The sequence below is a fragment of the Agaribacillus sp. DX54 genome, from assembly GCF_056858335.1.
Genome location: NZ_JBXEQE010000022.1, coordinates 13,844 through 30,764, shown reverse-complemented (window position 1 = coordinate 30,764; position 16,921 = coordinate 13,844). Strand labels below are relative to the sequence as shown.

At 44.0% G+C, this 16,921-nt stretch carries 12 protein-coding genes; 11 read left to right on the top strand and 1 reads right to left on the bottom strand.

Going from position 1 to position 16,921, the window contains the following annotated elements; genetic code table 11:
* Nucleotides 1–5: 5 nt before the first annotated feature.
* Complete coding sequence (locus AC04NP_RS20495) at nucleotides 6–689, bottom strand: response regulator transcription factor (RefSeq protein ID WP_482861809.1); 684 nt, start codon at nucleotides 687–689, stop codon at nucleotides 6–8.
* Between the two features lie 432 nt (nucleotides 690–1,121).
* On the opposite strand from AC04NP_RS20495, the gene galK reads away from it, so the two are divergent.
* The 11 genes from galK (at nucleotide 1,122) to AC04NP_RS20440 (ending at nucleotide 16,886) form a co-directional block, all read left to right on the top strand.
* Nucleotides 1,122–2,306, top strand: coding sequence for a galactokinase (gene galK, locus AC04NP_RS20490; RefSeq protein WP_482861808.1), 1,185 nt, complete (start codon nucleotides 1,122–1,124; stop codon nucleotides 2,304–2,306).
* Between the two features lie 358 nt (nucleotides 2,307–2,664).
* Nucleotides 2,665–3,432, top strand: coding sequence for a PKD domain-containing protein (locus tag AC04NP_RS20485; RefSeq protein ID WP_482861807.1), 768 nt, complete (start codon nucleotides 2,665–2,667; stop codon nucleotides 3,430–3,432).
* A gap of 21 nt (nucleotides 3,433–3,453) precedes the next feature.
* On the top strand, nucleotides 3,454–6,804 hold the full coding sequence (locus AC04NP_RS20480; RefSeq protein ID WP_482861806.1) for a SusC/RagA family TonB-linked outer membrane protein: 3,351 nt from the start codon (nucleotides 3,454–3,456) through the stop codon (nucleotides 6,802–6,804).
* Nucleotides 6,805–6,816: 12 nt separating this feature from the next.
* On the top strand, nucleotides 6,817–8,364 hold the full coding sequence (locus AC04NP_RS20475) for a RagB/SusD family nutrient uptake outer membrane protein (protein ID WP_482861805.1): 1,548 nt from the start codon (nucleotides 6,817–6,819) through the stop codon (nucleotides 8,362–8,364).
* Between the two features lie 38 nt (nucleotides 8,365–8,402).
* The gene (locus AC04NP_RS20470; RefSeq protein ID WP_482861804.1) at nucleotides 8,403–9,287 is read left to right on the top strand and encodes a putative zinc-binding metallopeptidase; all 885 of its coding nucleotides are present in this window, start codon (nucleotides 8,403–8,405) and stop codon (nucleotides 9,285–9,287) included.
* Nucleotides 9,288–9,294: 7 nt separating this feature from the next.
* Nucleotides 9,295–10,686 (top strand): DUF4302 domain-containing protein, encoded by a 1,392-nt coding sequence (locus AC04NP_RS20465; RefSeq protein ID WP_482861803.1) that lies wholly within the window; start codon nucleotides 9,295–9,297, stop codon nucleotides 10,684–10,686.
* A 185-nt stretch (nucleotides 10,687–10,871) separates the two neighbouring features.
* Nucleotides 10,872–11,588 carry an NUDIX hydrolase gene (locus AC04NP_RS20460; RefSeq protein WP_482861802.1) on the top strand — a complete coding sequence of 239 codons (717 nt, stop codon included), beginning with the start codon at nucleotides 10,872–10,874 and terminating at the stop codon, nucleotides 11,586–11,588.
* A gap of 39 nt (nucleotides 11,589–11,627) precedes the next feature.
* Nucleotides 11,628–12,206 (top strand): RNA polymerase sigma-70 factor, encoded by a 579-nt coding sequence (locus tag AC04NP_RS20455; RefSeq protein WP_482861801.1) that lies wholly within the window; start codon nucleotides 11,628–11,630, stop codon nucleotides 12,204–12,206.
* A 22-nt stretch (nucleotides 12,207–12,228) separates the two neighbouring features.
* On the top strand, nucleotides 12,229–13,308 hold the full coding sequence (locus AC04NP_RS20450) for a FecR family protein (protein WP_482861800.1): 1,080 nt from the start codon (nucleotides 12,229–12,231) through the stop codon (nucleotides 13,306–13,308).
* Nucleotides 13,298–15,196, top strand: coding sequence for an STN domain-containing protein (locus AC04NP_RS20445; protein WP_482861799.1), 1,899 nt, complete (start codon nucleotides 13,298–13,300; stop codon nucleotides 15,194–15,196). The genes AC04NP_RS20450 and AC04NP_RS20445 overlap by 11 nt, the downstream gene beginning before the upstream one ends.
* A 538-nt stretch (nucleotides 15,197–15,734) precedes the next feature.
* Nucleotides 15,735–16,886: an LA_2272 family surface repeat-containing protein gene (locus AC04NP_RS20440; protein WP_482861798.1), complete on the top strand. Its 1,152-nt coding sequence runs from the start codon at nucleotides 15,735–15,737 to the stop codon at nucleotides 16,884–16,886.
* The last annotated feature ends 35 nt before the right edge of the window (nucleotides 16,887–16,921 follow it).

The window sequence follows — 16,921 nt, the reverse complement described above, 5'->3', positions numbered from 1 at the left end:
CTATGCTACTTTCCAAGATTAAATCGGTATCCTACTCCCTTGATGGTGCTGATATAATTTTTTCCTATTTTGTCACGAATCTTTCTGATATGTACATCGATGGTTCTCGGCTGTACATCATAATCGCTCGACCAGATATTGGATAACAAGTCATCCCTGGAAAACACTTTCTGCGGGTTTGCCGCCAAAAACCTCAGGAGATCAAACTCCTTTTTTGGAAAATTCAATTCCTTCTTACCAAGAAAAACGGTGTAGCTGTTATGGTTGATGACGAGCTTACCATCGGCTATCAATTCCAGGTTTTCACCTTTTTGTATTTTTCTGGCAAAAATTTTATTCACCCGCTCTTTAAGCGCACGAATTTTAACCGGCTTAGGGACAAAATCATCCCCCCCGTTCTCGAAAGCATCTATTTCCAGCGACTCATCATTTTTCTCTGAAAGAAATATCACATAGGCGTTGCTAAAAACCTCATTTTCTTTAATTGCCCTGCAAAACTTTAATCCATCCATATCTGGCATTAGTGGATCGATGATGAACAGGTCAGGAAGAAATTCCAGCGCGTGCTGCATCGCCAGGTCCCCTTTGTTATAGGCGTTTACTTTGTATCCCTCTTTTTCCAAATGATCTTTCAATAATTCCAACACCTCCACATCATCATCAAATATTAAAATTTTCCCTTTCTGCATTGTTTTGTAAACATAAATTTGATGTGTACAATTAATTAACTAAATGTGAATAGAATTTTAACCGTGAGTTAAGTATTTATTAAGAATTGGAAGGCTTGAAAAAATATGTTAACCAAAATTTAAAGCGGTTTGGCAAACACTGACCTCTGGCAATTAAGCTGTTATTAAAGCGTCATACTATGACTCAAAGTCATAGTATGACTAATCGCCTGACAAGCACTAAACAAAAGCTCAACTCCGGAGTCCTCACATAACCAAGTGCCAAAACAAGAACCAAACTCCTGACTCATTGTAACACCGGGTTCCATGCCAAAGCCAAACACCTGAGTCAACATACAATTTTGTTGCCATTCGAATGATTAATCAGCATTCTTTTTAATATTGATTAATAACCGTTATATTTACGCTTATTGACCGGTTACCGGTATTTCAATGAATCAAGACTACATAAAAAAAATCCATACTGCTTTCACCTTAGGTTTTCAGGATCGTTTCCAGGATAAACCCATTATGATTAGCGCTCCCGGAAGGATCAATATGCTGGGCGAGCATACTGACTACAACGAAGGTTTGGTTTTGCCAGCGGCCGTTGACAGAATGACTTACCTGGCGATGGCATCCAACGGAACAAGGCAGTGTGAAGTCATTGCCTATGACCTTGACGACAGGATAAGCTTCAATATTGACGACGAATTGTGCCCTAAAGATCAACATTGGAGCAATTACGTAGTAGGTGTCGTCAATGAACTAAAGAAGTTAAAAAAGTCCGTATCGGGTTTCAATTGCGTTTTCGGGGGTAACATTCCGATTGGTGCGGGTATGTCATCATCGGCCGCGCTGGAATGTGGCATCATTTTCGGGTTGAATCAATTGTTTGATATGGGCATGGACAGGATGGAAATAGCCCTTGCAGGTCAAGCGGCCGAACATCATTTTGTAGGTGTTAAATGCGGCATTATGGATCAGTTTGCCAACATGTTTGGAAAGCACAACAACGCCATCGAGCTGGATTGTAAAACCATGGAATTCAAATACCATCCTTCATCTTTTCAAAACGTTTCATTGATACTATTTGATTCCTGTGTTCACCATTCGCTGGGGGATTCTGAATATAACCAAAGAAGAAAAGAGTGCGAAATTGGTGTAAATGCCCTTCATCAGGCTTTTCCGGAGATTAACAGTCTCAGGGATGCCAGCCTGGCCCAGCTTGAACAGGTAAGTGCCGGCCTTTCACCTAATATACTTAAACGGTGTGAATATGTTATAAAAGAAAACCAACGCGTTAAAGAAGCTGCCAAGGCCCTTGAGCAGGGAGAGTTTGCCACATTAGGCAAAATCATGTACACCACACACGCCGGCCTGAGCCAGGACTACGAGGTTAGTTGCGAAGAGCTGGATTTTTTAGTGCAGCAATCCCGATATTATCCTGAAATTCTGGGTGCCAGAATGATGGGAGGTGGCTTTGGGGGTTGTACACTGAATCTGGTACTGGACGATCATCCGGAAAATATGATCGGACAGATTAGCCGGAATTTTGAAGAAAGATTTGGCCACAGCATCAAAGTGTATCCGGTAAATATTGCCGAAGGTACTTCGGTTATTTCAGTTAGCCAATAACCGGATACATTTAGTTTTCAGTTTTCATAGGGGATTACCAGTCAGACTCAGCCGGTCGAGGCCTTATATTGTCTTTCATTAACGACTCAGTCGCGTCTCAAATAAGCGATTTGAACGTATTTTCCGGAAATATTGTTTTGATTAACATTCTATTCTGGTTACTTTTAAAAAGATCATTATAATGCTAAAAGCAGAAAACCCATCGTTTTAAAAGGCAATAATATTATTATATTTGCTGCGTTTGGTTAATTTTAAACATCATAAACACACTTTTTGTAGTTTTGTAGCGTCTATTAAATACAATTGATACAAAATACTTTAACGAATAATACATAAATTTTACTAAACTCTAAAATGTATGACAAGATTTTACAAAAGCTTATGGTTTGTTTTCGTGGCCATATTTGCTCTTTCGTGCAGTGATGATGATTCCCTGCCATTGCCTACCGCTGCTTTCGAGGTACAACCGGCAGAGATAGAAGTTGGGGTACCTGTCATGTTCGATAACCTTTCCATCAATGCCGCAAGGTATGAATGGGATTTCGGTGATGGCTTAGATCCGATTACAGATATTTCCCCCTCCGTTACCTTTACAACTCCCGGATCCGTAACTGTCACCCTGAAAGCATTTACGGCCGATGAACAATTTGTAGAAACTTCTCAGGAAATTACTGTAAAAGAACGCATTTTAACGGGCATATTTGTCAATATCTATCCCGAAACAAATGCTGATGCCGCGTGGGATCCGGATGAGACCGGGGTGGATAGCCTTGCTGACATCATTATACAGCTTCTTCCTGCCGATTCCCCAGACGATGATCAGGTAGTTGTTGCCGGGCCTTTCAACAATCTTACTGCACCATTCAGTATATCAATAAATCCGGATAATAACCGTATTGTCCTGACTGATGAAGAATGGAGATTTGTCATTATCGATTTTGACGGTGAAGATATAGCCACCGCTACAAACGATGATTTTGTCACGATCTCAGGAGTTCAATTCGATCAGCTCCAGGCACCTACTGTTAAAAATGACGAAGGTGATGCTGGTTTTATTTCCATACGAGTTGTCAATCAGGCGGTTCAGGGACTTCTCGATGTTGATTTGACCTTTAGATTGGAGTAAAATTTCAAGGAAATTGATGCTATGGTTTCCAAATACAATCCAGTATTTAAGAAAAAGGGCTGGATAATAGTATTGATAGCCCTTTTTATCCGGATTATTCCTTCCATTGCCCAGGAGCAAACAACGGTTACAGGAAAAGTGACGGATGAAAGTGGAGAGGCGCTTGCCGGGGTTTCCGTTTTTATTGAAGGTACTACCACAGGAACCATTTCAGGAGTGGATGGTGATTTTTCGATCCAGGTCAGGATTGGAGAAGTGCTGGTGTTTCAAATGGTGGGTATGGAAACCACAAAAATACCCATTCAAAACAATGCGCCCCTGTCAGTAGCACTTAAGGAGGAGTCATCTCTGCTTAATGAGGTGGTAGTGACAGGTTTTCAGGAAGTCGACAGAAAGCTGTTTACAGGAGCCGCTGAAAATATAAAAATGGAGGATATCCAGGCAATCAGTACCGTGGACGTGAGCAGGGACCTGGAAGGGCAGGCGGCCGGTGTAAGCGTAGATAATGTATCGGGAACGTTTGGAACATCACCGAGGATCAGAATCCGGGGTAATGCCTCCATTAATGGCAATAATCAGCCACTCTTTGTGGTAGATGGGGTCATTCTCGAAGATCTCACCAACGTGGATACCGAAGATTTTATTTCAGGAAATTCCAACACCCTGGTCAGTTCCTCTATCGCCAATCTCAACCCCAATGACATTGAGTCATTCCAGATCCTGAGAGATGCCTCGGCGACCGCCATTTATGGAGCCCGCGCAGCGAATGGGGTAATTGTTATTACCACCAAACGGGGAAGAAGCGGTAAGCTCCAGGTGAATTATACCGGTAACTTCTCCGGAAAACTCCGGCCGACTTATAACCAGTTTAACCTGTTGAATTCAGCCGAAGAAATGTCTGTTTACCGGGAATTGTTTGAAAAAGGACTGATAGATATCAGTACCTCGGTACGTTCCCAAAACTATGGTGCCGTAGGGAAAATGTTCACCTTGATTGCTAACCATGAGCTGCCATGGGGCCCCGGGTCTACATTAAACGAAGCTTTCCTCAACCAGTATGAAAATGCCAACACGGATTGGTTTGATGTACTGTTCCGGGATGTGGGCTTGCAGCAACAACATTCATTAAGCTTCACCACGGGTAATGAAAAATCCAACAATTATTATTCGATAAGTTATCTCAATGACCAGGGACAAACCATCGCCGACAGGGTTCAGCGATTCACAGGAACTGCCAGAAACACCTATTTTATTTCTGATAAGTTCACTTTCGGACTAAAACTCAATGCCAGTTACCGGGATCAAAAAGTGCCCGGCACAAGAAACAGGGAATTTGATCCTATTACCGGAAGGTTTAGCCGAAGCTTTGATATCAACCCTTTAAGCTATGCCTTAAATACAGCCCGTTCCATCAGGCCTTACGACGAAAATGGTAACAGGGAGTTCTTCAGGCGCAATTTTGCTCCGTTCAATATCCTGGAAGAGCTGGAGCTTAACTTTATTGATATTCAGGTCGCAGACGTATCGGCCCAGATGGATTTTGAGGTCAATCCGATTAATAATCTTTCTATTAAAGGCGTGGCACAGGCAAGGTTTGCCAATACGGAACGGGATCATACCGTACATGAAAACTCTAACCAGGCCGAGGCTTACCGCGCAAACCAAACACAATTTATCCAGGACGCTAATAACCTGCTTTTCAGAGACCCCAACAACCCTGGTCTGAACCCTCAGGTAGTGCTACCACAAGGTGGTTTCAATTATTTAGATGAAAGTGAACTGATCAATATTTTCAACAGAATAAGTGCCGAATGGTCTTACAGCTTAAACGATATGCACGAATTTAATGTCCTGGCAGGACAAGAGTTGCGTTTTACCAACAGGACGGCCAAAAGTGCTACCGGCATTGGTGTGGTGTATGAGAGTGGCGGGGTGGTTGTAACCGATCCTTCCATCATCGAGTTTTTCAACCTGCAAAACATTGATTATTTCGGGCTAAATGAAGAGCGGGACCGCTTTTTCGGGCTGTTTTTCAACGGAGGATATGCTTATAAGTCACGTTACATCGCTAATTTCACGGTTCGCTACGACGGTTCTAATCAGTTGGGGGAAAGTGACGCTGCACGTTTCTTACCTACCTGGAATGTCAGCGGGGCCTGGAATATCGAGAATGAACCATTCTTTCAAAATATTTCCATATTCAGACCCTTTGACTATCTGAAATTAAGGGGTACCTATGGCATTTCCGGTAATCTGCCCCCCCAGGCAAGCGCCCTGCTCAACCTGCAATCAGATGTTACCATTCGTCCGACGGACGTAGAACCTTTTCTTCAGATTGTGGACCTCACTAACACCGAGCTGACCTGGGAGAAACTGCGGGAGTTTAATGTTGGCCTGGACTTTGGACTGAAAGAAAACAGACTTAGCGGATCGTTTAATTTCTATATCAGGGAAGCTTTTGATCTTATCGGCACCGTTCAAACCAGCGGTGTAGGAGGCCAGGGACTAAAATTTGGTAATTTTGCAGACATGGAAGCTGTAGGTTACGAGGTGTCGCTGGCATCTCTTATTATGCGCAAAGGAAATTTTGCCTGGAATGCGAGATTTAATGTCGGTTATACCCGTGATGAAATCACGAGGCTTGATTTTGGGCCCAGAATCGCAGACGCCATCAGCCAGAATGGGGCGGCGGTGCTTGGAGGCCCCAGAAGGGGATTGTTTTCCACAAGATTTGCCGGTTTGAATTCGCAGGGCATTCCTCAATTCTTCAATGAAAACGGTGAAACGGTATTTCAATATGATCTCCAGGACAGAAACAACCTGAATGATATCCTTACCTTTGAAGGGCCAACCGAACCCAGGGGTACGGGAGGGTTTTCCAACACCTTCACCTACAAAGGATTCACCCTTACTGCTTTACTATCTTTCAAATTTGACTACAAGATCAGGCTCAACGACGGCTTTTTCCCCACGTACACGGATTTTGATGCCCTGCCAGGAGAGTTGGCAGACAGGTGGGCAGTTCCCGGCGATGAAAACAGGACTAACATTCCGGTTATTCTGGATCTGGGTGTGGCGCAAAGTGACGGCAATATTATTCAGGCCTATCAGCTATTCAATAACAGTGATGTACGGGTAGCCAATGGTGACTACGTAAGATTGAGAAATGTCAGATTGTCATACCAGGTGCCTTCTCAATGGATCAACCGGTTTGGTCTTGCGAGTGCGGGTTTAGCCGTAGAAGGGCAAAATCTGGCATTGTTGTATTCAGATGATGCGTTAAACGGACAGGATCCTGAGTTTTTCAGGTCAGGCGGTGTATCGCTTCCGCAACCCAGACTGGTTACATTTTCTTTGAATATAGGATTCTAAAGATTTCATCAGATGTTATTAAGTAATATAGTAGCTATTCAACGAGACCGGGGACAAAGACACCATTTTAAAGGGGTTAGTTGCTTACTTACATTCATCTTGTTATTCATAGGTACGTCCTGTGACAGTTTCCTTGACGAGGTACCCGATAACCGGGTGACCCTGGATGATCTGGAAAAAGCTGCCCAGGTGCTCACCAATGCTTATTCCATCTCCAGCTATGCTTTTACTGACTGGATGACCGATAATGCAGGATTTACCCGGGGCGTCAATATCAGGCCTAATCACAGTGAAGCCTATACCTGGCAGGATTTTACCGGCGGCCCCACCGATCAGGATACACCGGCCTTTTTCTGGTTTGAAACTTACAATGCCATTGCACATGCCAATGAAGTGCTGGCCGTACTGGACGAACTACCGGCAAATACTGAAGAACTGCAGGCCAGAAAAGCGGCCATTGAATCGGAAGCCAGGTTAACGAGGGCCTACGGACATTTTATGTTGGTCACGCTTTTTGCAAGAAATTATGACGAGAGCTCATCCGCCAGCGACCCCGGCGTACCGTACATAGAAGAACCCGAAACAGTTTTTATCGCCGAGTATGAACGTAATTCCGTTCAGGAAGTGTATGACAAGGCGGAGGCCGATATGCTGAGAGGAATTGAGCTGGTTAATGATAATTTTTTCGAAAACTCGGGCAAATATCATTTCAACAGAAATGCCGCGCTGGCCTTTGCTTCCCGTTTTTATTTGTTCAAAGAGGAATATGACCGGTGCATTGAATTTAGCAATCAATTACTGGGGGCCGACCCTTCGTTTTTTGTCCGGGATCTTACTTCGGATGAGTTCCGGGCTGCAAGTGCCTCCATAGAAGGCTATCCACAACTGTATTCTTCTCCCAGCCAGGCCAGTAATTTAATGTTGATGAGAAAAATCTCCCTGGTACAAAGAACTGATTTTGCACACGGCCCTACCGACGAGATTTACAGCGGCTTATTCTCCACGCATCCATTTGGCGGCGGCACTATCGATGACAGGCAGGATCCTTCCTTCGTAAAAGGAATCAACGGCACATTTCCATCCAGGTACGAAAACCTTTTCGAAAGAAGCGGGTTGAATTCAAATGTTGGGTTTCCCTATCATATTGCCTTAGCGTTCAGAGGCGAAGAAGTCCTTTTGAACCGCATTGAAGCCTATATCCGCCAAAACCGGATTAATGATGCCATTTCTGACCTTCAGGTACTGACCGATAAACGGTATAGACAGGCTGATGATTTAACGTTATCCCTTTCCCGTATCAGGAATTTTATTGGGGCGGGTGGCAATCCATTTGTCACTGATCAGTCAGCTATGATGCGGTATTATTTGCTTGAAAAAAGGAAAGAATTTATTGCACAGGGTATGCGTTGGTTTGACATAAGGAGGTTTGAGCTCGAAGTAAGACACGTACTGGGTGATAATGTATCTGTGATTACACTCAGGGAAGATGACCGGCGCAAAGTACTTCAGATACCGGAGTCGGCTATAGATGTAGGTGGTCTGAGACCTAACCCAAGATAATTTGTAAAAGAAATTAGATAACGAAAAAGCAGATTGAGATGTTTAACACGATTTTTTCCAAAGGCAACTTCATGAAGTTCACACTTTTTGTGGGATTGTTGCTTGTTACTAACTCCTGTTATGACGATGAATCTTTAAATGTTCCGGTAAGGGACACAAATGTTGAATTGACTCCTTTGGACCAGTACATCGATGAGAATTTCACGCAAAAATACAACATGGCTATCAGGTACCGGTTTGTGGACCGGTTTGTCGATCCCGATGAACGGGCAACCCCGCCAAGAGTAGAGGTTGTCAGGCCCATGCTGGATTTCATCGAGGACTTCTGGATTGCGCCGTACCTTGAAATTGAAAATGGGGAGGAGTTTTTCGTGGATCACGTTCCGGTTGAGATTGTATTTTTAGGCGGGTTTATCTATAATGAAGACGGAACGGTCACTTTAGGAACAGCGGATGCCGGGGCGAGGATTACATTTACCAATGTCAATGCAATTGATCCTGAGGATACTGACTGGAGAAACCTGCAACTACAAACCGTATATCATGAGTTTGCCCATACAGTCCATCAACGCTACAAGCTTCCGACAGCCTTCGAAACCATTTCTCCCACCGGCTATACCAGCGCTGGTTCCTGGTTCAATTTACCCGAGGAAGAAGCATTGCAACGAGGCTTTGTTTCACCCTACGCCTCCAGTTCTCCCAATGAGGACTTTGCAGAAACAGTGGCTTTTTACCTTTTTGACACTAATTTTATCGATAATGTGCTAACGGATGAAGCTGATTGTGATACACCGGAATGTGTCAGCAGAAATGAGGGAAGGGAACGGATAAGACAAAAAGTCAATGCCATTTCCGAACACTATGAAAAGGTGACTGGCGTAAATCTCCTGAAATTAAGGGAGGCGGTTCAATCAAAACTTTGAATATTTCATGACCAGATTATATAAAACACCAGCGGTTTTTCTGTGTTTGATTCTGACAATTTCGTGTAACGATGACGATGGCCCACGACTGCCATCAGTGGAAGAAAGGGTGAATGAGGCCATATCAGGTCTCAGGAACGAGCTTACGGCCCCTGCCAATGGATGGCAACTGGAATATCAGCCCAGGCCAGATGCCGGGGTGTTTTTTATGCTCCTCGATTTTGATGAAAATGGAGAAGTCAGGATTCAATCAGATGTAGCTGTTAACAATGGTGAATTTTATGATCAGACCATTACCTACCGAATCGATAATGCATTAGGGCTGGAATTGATTTTGGAGACTTATGGCGTTTTCCACTTCCTGTTCGAACAGGAACAGGCTAACTTTGGGGCTGAGTTCGAATTTATTTTTGATCAAAAAGTGGGTGACAACCTCATCTTTAACAGTGCGACCGATTTCGGATCGCCCACAGTACTGACTTTCACTCCTGCAGCACCGGGCGCAGCATCTTCCTTTGCGCGCGAAATCTCTGAAAATCTCAATGCCTTTGGCACGCTGACTTCGCAAATTTTCGGAGGAGATCCTCCTATTCAACAACTCATCCTTGAAGACAGAAATATTTCTGTCTTCTGGTCTATCGATCTGGAAAGAAGAAATATCCTGGCTGATGTCGCTGGTGTGGGCACGACTGTGGATGAAGTATTAACCAACGGTCTGGTAGGAATTCGCCAAAACACTGCCTATTCATTTCGCGATGGGAGTCTGGTGTTGGTAGAACCTGTAACTTTTGTGGCAGGAGGTCAGCAGATTACAATTAGTGAAGTCTCTCTTGATAATTTTGAGATGACTGCCCCGCCTCTATGTAATGCTTCCACTGAACCGGGGCCCACTTATAAAGGGCGGATCCCCGGAGGTAGTAATGACGTTACTGTCATAAGTAGCTTGCTTAACAGTACAGGTTTTGGTTTTCAACCCAATAATGCATACACCGTAAATGTCATTTTTGTTTTTGACGGAGAGGGCAACTCACTGGCGCAAGGCGGAATCATCGAAGAAAAATTCCCGGAAGCCTCCGGTTTTGCCTTTCTCTACGGCATAAATCCCATTGACCCTAACCTTCCCCCTTATGCTATCGGCCTGCTCATGGAAGATGGTAGTATCTATGTAAGAGCATTCGAACCAACAACCAGCGAAGGCAACAAAGTTACCATTACATTGACTGAAGAATTCTATTTCGACGACGGCTCCACCGGACTGGAAAATGACCTCCGGGAAATCACCGATGCTATTTTTGAAGGAAGTGAAGTATATGCCTCAGAACTTCCAAACGATGGGGCCACTGTTTTCAGGCTTTTTAATCCATGTAACAGATACGAAGTGTTCCTGGTTCAAAACTAGTACCGGTAGAGCATGGGTAGAACACTCACCCTGTCAAATACACCTCGCTGGTATAAATCTCTTGTTTTGTTCCTCTGTGCGACTTAAAACCAGGATACTTCACCTTTTTGATACTGTCCGTAACTAAATTTTTTATATTTGATTTTGATTAAATAACCGTACTTTATACAGTTCATTCCTCAACAATGAAAGAAGCCAAAAGCGACCACTCTCTGACAAATATTTATTATTACGGCTCTGAAAAAATACTCGTCGCTGTCGATTGTATTATTTTCGGCTTTGATATCAATGAAGAAAAACTTAAGATTCTGCTTTTTAAAAGACTGGTCGAGCCATTTGCCGGACAGTGGTCCCTGGTAGGCAGTTTCGTTCACAAAGATGAAGATTTATCCGTAGCCGCGCACAGAATTCTGAAAGAACTAGCCGGCCTGAAAAATGTTTTTTTAGAACAGCTTACATGTTATGGGAAGGTAAACCGCGACCCGGGTTCACGTGTCATTTCCATCGCGTATTATAGTCTCATTCAGATCAACCGTAAGCTCAAAAACCTGCATGAAGCCCAATGGTTTGACGTAAAGGATATGCCTCCGCTTGTGCTGGACCATAACGAAATGGTGCGCGATGCCCAGGAACAGCTTCAACAAAATGCCATCAGAAAGCCGGTAGGATTCAATCTGTTGCCCGAATATTTTACACTGCCACAATTGCTGAAACTATACCAGGAGATCTATCAGAAACCGCTGGATGACCGCAATTTCCGAAAAAAAATCCTTTCTATGGATCTGCTTGTAAAATCCAGCAAAAAAGATAAATCAAGCTCCAAAAAGGGCGCATTCCTCTATAAATTTGATAAAGGCAGATACAATAACCTCATTAAGAAAGGTTTCCTGTTTGAACTGTAGGAGTAATAACACTATCTTTGGTCATTTTAATGGCATATTTTGAACGATCACCAATTATTAGAAAGGATAAAGTCGGGTAACGCCAGTTACTATGAGGAACTTTTTCGTAAATACTACCGACCGCTTTGCCTTTTTGCACTTAAGTACCTGAGGGATCCGGATGAGGCCGAGGAAATTGTTCAGGAAATGTTTGTGCGGATATGGCAAAAAAAGGAAGATTTGGTCATTGCTACTTCGCTGAAAAGTTACCTTTATCAGGCGGTTCGCAACATTTGCCTCAACCATCTGAAACATGAAGCGGTAAAACTCGAATATCAAAAAAACAGCATTGATTCTTCTTCCACGGCAAACGTCAGTGATACATTGGTAGCATTGGAACTGGAAGTCAGAATTCGTGAAACACTTGACAAACTTCCAACGGAAAGAAAAAGGATATTCCTGATGAGTAGAAATGAAGGTTTGAAATATCGTGAGATCGCAGAAAAGTTGAATATATCGGTAAAAACAGTTGAGAATCAAATGAGTAAAGCACTCAAATTTCTAAAATCCGAGCTCATAGACTTTTTAAGCGTAACATTAGTAATAGTAGTAAAAATACTGGAAAAGATTTGGTTATGAATAGGGGTAAATATATTATGAATTGTCATTTATATACTCAATGAAAAATGATGGGGAAAATATTGATTACAACAAACTAGCGGCTTACATCGCCGGGGAGGGAAGTGCTGCAGAGCGAGAGGCCATGCAAAGGTGGATCGATGCTTCTGAAGATAACCGCAAAATTTATGAGCAGTATAAGAAGGTTTTTCAACTGGATTATATGATCGACCCGCCAACTGAAGACAGCATTGACGAAGCAGTAGTCTTTAATACGGATAATGCATGGAGCAAGGTAGCGCAAAAAGCCGGACTGGTCACAGAGCAAGATAAAACCATCACCCTGCCTGTCGATCCGGTTGCCGGGCACAAAGGGAAAGGCACTTCTTTTCCCTGGTTAAAAATAGCGGCCTCCGTGGTTATAGGCTCGACACTTGTGTTCTATTTGGTAAACCGGCAGGTTAGCAAAGAAGTGGCGGTTAACTTTGAAGAGGGCATCAATGAGTATTATTTTCCGGACAGCACCCGTGTGGTTTTAAACGGTGCCTCCAGGCTTGTATTCAACAAAGATTTCAATCATAATCATCGCACTGTGCAAATGGAGGGAAAAGCTTATTTTGACGTAGTAAGAAATGAAAATTTGCCTTTCATCGTTATGACCAAAGATGGACAGGTGACCGTTCTCGGTACCGCTTTCCTGGTAGAAGAAAACATAGATAATATGACCGTAGAGGTAGAGCGAGGGAAGGTCAGCCTTTCATCACCCAGGTCAGCAACGCCATCAAGTATCGTTCTCGGACCGAACGAGCAAGGGATTCTGGACATTGAAAAAAACATCCTGAGCAAAACCAAACTCTCAAGTCTTAACCATTTGTACTGGGCTAATCGTAAACTCACCTACCGGCAGGCCCCTTTACAGCAGGTTTTGGAAGATCTGGCTGTTATTTTTGAAAAGAAAATATTATATAATCCCGATGCCATATTCGATTGCCGGGTATCGGCCGTATTTAACGATCAAAAATTTGAAGATATCCTGCAGAATCTCTCAGTAGTCATGGGTTTCGAGTATATCATTTCCGAAAACCAGATAGAAATAACATCCAACGGTTGCAATGCGAATTGATCTCGTTTGCCTGATTTTACTTCTTTTACTGCACACAGGTGTTTCTGCCCAGCAAGCAGTGCTGAAGAAAAGACTTAACTTCAAAGCAGAAGATCAGCGGTTGGAGGATGTGCTGCTGGATTTGGCCGAGGCGGGAGGGTTTTCCTTTGCTTACAATCCGGACCTCCTTCCGGTAGACAGCCTGATCTCTCTTAACCAGGAAAACTCTTCTGTTAAAAGTCTGCTGAATCAGTTGCTGGGGCGGGAACTGGAATATAAAATCAGCGGCAACCTGTTGGTGATTTTAAAAACAAAATATTCCGGCAGCCAGAATAGCGGGACCCTGGCCGGTAAAAAAAATTATACCATAGATGGATATCTCCGGAATGCCCATACCGGGGAGTATGTCGGCAATACCACCGTATATGATATTGCAGGGCTCAGATCTACCACCACAGACTCCAAAGGCTATTTTTCACTCGAAATACCTGTAAAAGAGGAGGTCATTGCCATTGGAGTGGCCAGCAATAAATTTGAGGAAACCGCGGTAGTTTTGCTGAACAAGGATCAAAACCTGAATATTCCGGTTATACCATCAAAAGGTATAAGTAACAGTACTGGCAGCGGGATCGGCGAAGGGGCTGCTATGGTCAACAGCCTGAAAGTTGTTCAGCTTTTTTCCTCTGATCAGGGGTTGGCACGTTCCGGAAACCTGTTTGTCAGGAATTACAGGTTTGCCCAGGCCTCATTTGTCCCATTTGTCGGCACTAATCTGAAAATGAGTGGCAGCGTTGAAAACAGTCTTTCTTTAAACGTTCTGGCAGGATACAATGGTGCCAGCAACGGGCTGGAATTTGGAGGGTTGATCAATATCAACCGTTTTTACTCCCAAGGAGCCCAGATAGCCGGTATAGGAAATGTTGTGGGCACTGAAACAAACGGTATACAATTGGCAGGTATTTTTAATACCAACTTCGGCACGGTGAAAGGGTTGCAAATAGCCGGGATCAATAACCTGGTGCTTGATTCCCTGAGAGGTGTTCAGTTTTCAGGAATAAACAATGTCATCACCGGCAGAACTGACGGCATCCAGGTAGCGGGTATCAACAACCTCGCCCGTAATGACCTCGATGGTATACAGGTGGCAGGCGTCTCTAACGTGACTTTGCGTGAGGTTAATAAGTTACAGTTGGCGGGGGTAGTAAATTTTGGAGCAGATATTACCGGCGTTCAGTTGGCAGGGGTCATGAACAGCAGCTACGGCCAGGTAAGGGGATGGCAACTGGCGGGAGTAATGAACATCGCGGTAGATACATTGCACGGTACGCAGTTTACTTCTCTCGTAAACTTCGCAAAACACAATAGCGGCGTTCAACTTGGGTTGGTAAATATTGGGCTTTCGGCCACCGGCACTTCTATAGGTCTTCTCAACCTGTTCTGGCGGGGTTATAACAAAGTGGAGTTATTTGCCCATGAAGTTTTGCCCATGAATGCACGCATAAAATTCGGCACCAGAAAATTTTATAACTCGGTGGGTTTTGGTACAAGGGGTTTTGCATCGAACAACGTTTGGGGCTACTCGTACGGTGTGGGTACCGTCATACCGGCAGGCAAAAAACAGAATGATCTTAACATCGACCTTTCAGTGACCGACCTGCAAAATGACGATACCTGGGCCGAAACCATGAATTTAAATGTAAGACTCGGTGCATTTTACAGCTTTCGCATCCACCGCAGGCTCATGATTTACGGTGGACCGGTCTGGAGCCACTTTATCTATGACCGGGATAATGTGGCCGAGGAACCCTTTATCGAAGATATTGCCCCTTATGAAATGTACAAAACCCGCTTCGGGGATCATGTTGTGCAGGGTTGGGTTGGTTTTGAGGTTGGGGTGCGTTTGTGGTAAGGGGGGCGGGTTCCTGGTTGTCGGGTTACAGGTGGCGGGTGATGGCTCAGTCATAGACCACACGCGAACCCGTATTCTAAGATAAATGCAAACAAATAAGTGTAATTGGTAATTGACAATGAACAATTGACAATTATTTTAGGGTGTACACCTTTGGGGCGACGATTATGAAATCGTCTCATTCTTTCGTCATTAGGGGCATCGGATAGGGTAAGCGTCGCGTGGCTGTCGGACAACGTTTTGGAAAAATTCTTGGTGTCTCTTTATGTCTTGGTGGTTAACCATTGTTCACCACGGAGGCACAAAGTCACGAAGAGGCACAGAGGTTTTCGGCTATAAAAAATACAGGCACATGCTTAAGGTGTGCAACAGCCACGCGACGCTTGCGCCATACTTTTAACCCCGGAACCTGAAACCAGCATCCCGGAACCCGCCGCCACTCCCTAATGACTCAGTAACAGCATAAAAAAACTAATACAATAGGGGTAAAACTTCCAACGATTGTCTTAGCAGGGAATTTCACAAAAAGACAATCGATATGAACAAATCAGGAACAAACAAGACTACCTCAACAACAGCCTTCCTAAGCGCTCTGGTTTTCTTCTATGCAACCATAGGTCTCCGGGTAAATGCCCAGAATCAGGAATTGCCGGCCAAAAAAATGCCGGCTCAACTTACATTTTTATTTCCCTTGGGCACAAATGGGCTCAATTCACACCGGGTTGTTAACAACTTTTCATTAAATATGCTGGCCGGCGTATCTGCTGGCGTAAGAGGGCTGGAAATCGGAGGTTTGGGTAATTTCACCAAAGGCCATATGAAGGGGTTTCAGGCTGCCGGACTGGCCAATGCCACACTGGGTAATGTAGAAGGGTTACAGTTAGCCGGGCTGGTTAACTTCAACAAAGGTCATGTAAAAGGACTGCAAACAGCAGGTTTGGTCAACACTGGTTTAGGGGCGGTTGAAGGAATACAATTGGCCGGATTGATCAATGCACCTGCCAAAAATGTGTATGGCGCTCAGGTCGCAGGTTTAGCGAATGTAAATACAGGCCACCTCAGGGGCCTGCAGCTAGGCTTGACTAACGTTTCGGTGAAAAGCGTTACCGGTACACAAGTAGGCCTTGTGAATTACACACGCAAACTCAATGGGTTTCAGCTAGGCCTGGTGAACATAGCCGATTCAGTGGAAAAAGGCGGTGGCATGGGTTTGATTACCTTTTACAGAAACGGCTACCACAGATTTGAAGTCGAGTGGAATGAAACATTTTACCTTAATGCTACTTTCAAATCAGGAATAGATCAACTTTACATGATCTATAAGGTGGGCTTTAAAACCGATAACAACAGGACATTCTGGGCGACTGGCATAGGGGTAGGAAGTCTCTTCAGGTTATCTCAGGGCGTGAGTCTCAACACGGATCTGATAGCCAGTCAGGTCAATGAAGACGCGTGGTGGACGGATGAGCTTAATTTACTCAATACCTTGAAATTTAATTTCTCATTCCATTTTACAGATCAACTTGCCCTATTCGCCGGGCCCAGCTTTAATGTAGTTGTGTCAGGCATCGAAGATGCCGAAGGCCAGGTGATTGGGGACAGTTTTAGTCCCTGGGATCTTTACGACAGAACCCATTCCAATAACCGGGTTAAAATGTATTTGGGTCTTAACGCAGGCATCCGCTTCTAAACATCAATCAGCTACTTTTCAACAAACACAAATTT

Coding starts and splice junctions, on each gene's coding strand:
- AC04NP_RS20470 (WP_482861804.1), top strand. CDS start 8,403: ATGTTTAACACGATTTTTTCCAAAGGCAACTTCATGAAGTTCACACTT.
- AC04NP_RS20445 (WP_482861799.1), top strand. CDS start 13,298: ATGCGAATTGATCTCGTTTGCCTGATTTTACTTCTTTTACTGCACACA.
- AC04NP_RS20480 (WP_482861806.1), top strand. CDS start 3,454: ATGGTTTCCAAATACAATCCAGTATTTAAGAAAAAGGGCTGGATAATA.
- AC04NP_RS20485 (WP_482861807.1), top strand. CDS start 2,665: ATGACAAGATTTTACAAAAGCTTATGGTTTGTTTTCGTGGCCATATTT.
- galK (WP_482861808.1), top strand. CDS start 1,122: ATGAATCAAGACTACATAAAAAAAATCCATACTGCTTTCACCTTAGGT.
- AC04NP_RS20475 (WP_482861805.1), top strand. CDS start 6,817: ATGTTATTAAGTAATATAGTAGCTATTCAACGAGACCGGGGACAAAGA.
- AC04NP_RS20440 (WP_482861798.1), top strand. CDS start 15,735: ATGAACAAATCAGGAACAAACAAGACTACCTCAACAACAGCCTTCCTA.
- AC04NP_RS20495 (WP_482861809.1), bottom strand. CDS start 689: ATGCAGAAAGGGAAAATTTTAATATTTGATGATGATGTGGAGGTGTTG.
- AC04NP_RS20465 (WP_482861803.1), top strand. CDS start 9,295: ATGACCAGATTATATAAAACACCAGCGGTTTTTCTGTGTTTGATTCTG.
- AC04NP_RS20460 (WP_482861802.1), top strand. CDS start 10,872: ATGAAAGAAGCCAAAAGCGACCACTCTCTGACAAATATTTATTATTAC.